We start from the raw sequence: 3255 nt of genomic DNA on the forward strand, positions 1-3255 counted from the left end.
GTGCTGGGGTTGCCGGTAGGGCCGCCGCCGGACGGCGGGGGCGGGACCGATGGATCCGCCGGGCGTTCCCCTGTCGGCCCCCCGAGTACCGGCCCACCGAACACCGGCCCGCCGAGTCCCGTTCCGGACAGGCCGGGTGGCACCCCGAGGTGGCCGGGGAAGAGCGAACCGGGAACCAGGGGGAGGGCGCCGTCGCCCTCCGCGTAAGGAGTACTGCTGTTGCCGTCCTTGCCGGCGGCCAGCCAGGGGAGGACCTTGAGCCCGCCCGTATCACCGTCCTGGGCTCCCCCCGCCCCGGAAAGGTCGTCCTCGTCGGCGTCCGGTCCGACTGCCGCCCCCAGGGCCGATGGCAGGCGGGACAGCAGGCTGCCGGGGCCGCTGAAGGCGCCGAAGGACGCGAGCACGAGTGCTCCACCCAGTACGGCCGCACACACCGCGATCACGGGCCACACGCGCTTGTCCTTGAGCAGCCGATGGCGGCGGAAGGTGAGTGCGGAGAGCAACTCGCCCCCCGTTATTCGAGAGTTGGCCTCTTCAGTCGCATATCTCGCGGAGGCCGGACCCTGCTCGTTCACGTCGTCCACGAGTTGATTCTCCGAAGTTCCTGGGCTGACAACCTTCGGCAGTCTAATCGGCGCGGGGGAATGTCCATTAATGATCTTCAATGAGCGAGGAGCACCACGCCCGCTTCGCCTGGCGGGCCCCGGCGAATTCCACCGGGAGAGTCCCGGCCCGCAGACCCCCGTCTCGACTGCCCGCCGCCATGCGTCGCGGCCCATGGAGTGGGCGGCGGCAGGCGTCCGGGCCATGCGCCCCAACGGAATTCATGCAGAGTTTTGATCATCTCTAGGTTGCGTTAACCTTTTGATCTTGTTAGCCCTCTCGCGCCATCTCATCAGATACATCAAAACCCTACGAACCGGGCAAAAAGCCGCCGGAATCGCCGTACGAAAGTGATCGCGCGCGAAGCGTAGTCATCACCCGCCTGCCACCGGCCGCCAAGGCAAACAGTCACCATTCGTCGATGCCTGATCCGCCTTTTACCGAACCTTTCGATAATCCTGTCTCTCCTAAGGTCGTAACCGGACGAATGCCACGGAGAGAGGCTGGTGAGTGGGCAATGGGGCTCGGAGATCGGAGCAATCCGAGCCGCAGGCCGAGGGAGCGGGTCTCGCCGACCGGGCGGGCTCGTTCCAGCAGCGGCCCCAACTGGTCGCCCCGCCACTGGCGGCTGACCACGCGGCTGGTCGCGCTGCTCGCCCTGCCCATGCTGCTGTGCGCCGCGCTCGTCGCCCACGACGTCAGCGACAGCGTGGAGCGCGCGAAGCGCAAGGAGAACGCTCAGCTCAGGACCCAGCTGGTGTTCGCGGCAACCGTTGCGGCCCATTCCCTGCAGAACGAACGCGATGTCGCCGCCCTGGCCCATGGCCGGCAGACGCCCGATGTCAGCAGGCATCGTGAGGCAACGGACCAGTCCCTGAAGGACTTCCGGAGCAAGTCCGCGGAGGTGCGGGGCAGCGCGGCGCTGGACGAGAATTTGGCGAATGCCGACAAGGCGCTGGCGGGCCTCTCCGCCCTGCGGTCCAAGGCATTCACCGAAAAGTTCGGCACCCTCCCCACCCAGCAGGCATACGAGGACGTCATCACGCCCCTCCTGGCGCTGGACACGGCACTCGACTTCGGGGATGAAGAACAACCCATGTCGGAAGGGTGGGCACTCCACTCGCTGTCCATCCAGAAGTCCGCGCTGTCCGGGCAGCGGGCGGTGCTGAACGCGACGCTGGAACGCGGGGGGCCGAACCGCGCCGAGGCCACGGCGGTCGAGGAATTGCGCGGAGTGGAGAAGCGCGCGCGGCAGGAGTTCCGCACCCTCGACGCGGGGAAGGACGTCGCCAACTACGACCAGATCGTCAACAGCGATGTCGTACCAGGCATGATCGACAAGGTGCTCGCCAACCCGAAAGGCAAGAACGGCGTCTCGGTTCAGCAATGGCATCGCGCCGCGACCGAGATGCTGGACCAATTGCACGAGGTCGAGACCGAGGCGGCCCAGCGATTGCTCGATGAGGCGACGAGCAGCCGCAAGGAAGCGACGCGTCAGGCCCTGACCGAGGTGACGCTGGTCATTTCGGCGCTGCTGGCTGCACTGACGATCGCGGTGTTCATGGCGCGCACCCTCATCCGCCGGCTTCGGCGACTGCGCCGGGTGGCCTTGCGGGTCGCCGATGCCCAACTCCCCAGCCTAGTCAAGGAAATCTCGGCCAGAGGCGGTCTCGATCAAGTGGACCTGGAGTCCGCGCCCTTCGACCTCGGGGTCAGGGACGAGATCGGAGAAGTGTCGCGCGCCTTCGACGCGGTGTTCCACGAGGCCGTGAAGCAGGCCGGCGAGCAAGCGGTGCTGCGGACGAGCGTCAACACGATGCTGGTCGCGCTCTCCCGGCGCAGCCAAGGGCTGATCTATCGCCAGCTCGACCTGATCAGCGCTCTGGAACAGGCGGAGCACGATCCGAAGACCCTGGCCGAGCTGTTCCACGTGGACCACCTGGCGACCCGTATGCGTCGGCACGGGGAGAACCTGCTGCTTCTCGCGGGCGAGGAACCCGGCCGTACGCGCACGCAGCCGGCCCTGCTCGTCGATGTCATCCGAGCCGCCGCCGCCGAGGTCGAGCAGTACACCAGGATCGATGTGGCGTGGATACCGCAGACCGCCGTCTCCGGCCCCGCCACTCACCACCTGACACACCTGCTGGCGGAGCTGATGGAGAACGCCACCCAGTTCTCCGACCCGGCGTCCCGGGTGAAGGTGATGGCGGCACCGGCGCCCGGCGGCGCTCTCACCGTCCACATCCATGACGAAGGCCTGGGCATCCCCGCCGGCCGCTTGACGGCACTCAACGACCAACTGCAGCACGCCCCCCTGGTCGACGTGGCCGCCACCCGCTGTATGGGACTGCACGTGGTCAGCCGGCTGGCGGCCAGGCTGGGCGTACGAGTGCAGCTGTGGTCCGGTCCCGAGGGCACCACCGCGGAGCTGTCCCTGCCGGGTCATCTGCTGCTGACAACCGCAGCCGTCCCTCAGGCGATGGACGGCGGCTCCGCCCCCTCGCCGACGGCGCCCCAGCGCCACCGCGCGCCTTCGCCGAACCCGCCCCAGCACCACCGCGCGCCCTCCCCGGCCGCGCCCCAGCGCCACCGCGTACCTTCGCCGACGGCGCCCCAGCACCACCGCGCGCCTTCGCCGAACCCGCCCCAGCA

Annotated in this window: 1 protein-coding gene and 1 pseudogene; one reads left to right on the forward strand and one right to left on the reverse strand. The window is 68.5% G+C overall.

Features of this window, described 5'->3' with window-relative positions:
- Positions 1–503, reverse strand: a pseudogene (locus AOK16_RS01120) (hypothetical protein); the annotation flags it as partial.
- 764 nt (positions 504–1267) lie between these two features.
- On the opposite strand from AOK16_RS01120, the gene AOK16_RS01125 reads away from it, so the two are divergent.
- The coding region (locus AOK16_RS01125; protein WP_169790845.1) for a sensor histidine kinase at positions 1268–3255 on the forward strand (1988 nt) is incomplete at its 3' end.

Source organism: Streptomyces pathocidini (assembly GCF_001418495.1).
GTDB classification, from domain to species: domain Bacteria; phylum Actinomycetota; class Actinomycetes; order Streptomycetales; family Streptomycetaceae; genus Streptomyces; species Streptomyces pathocidini.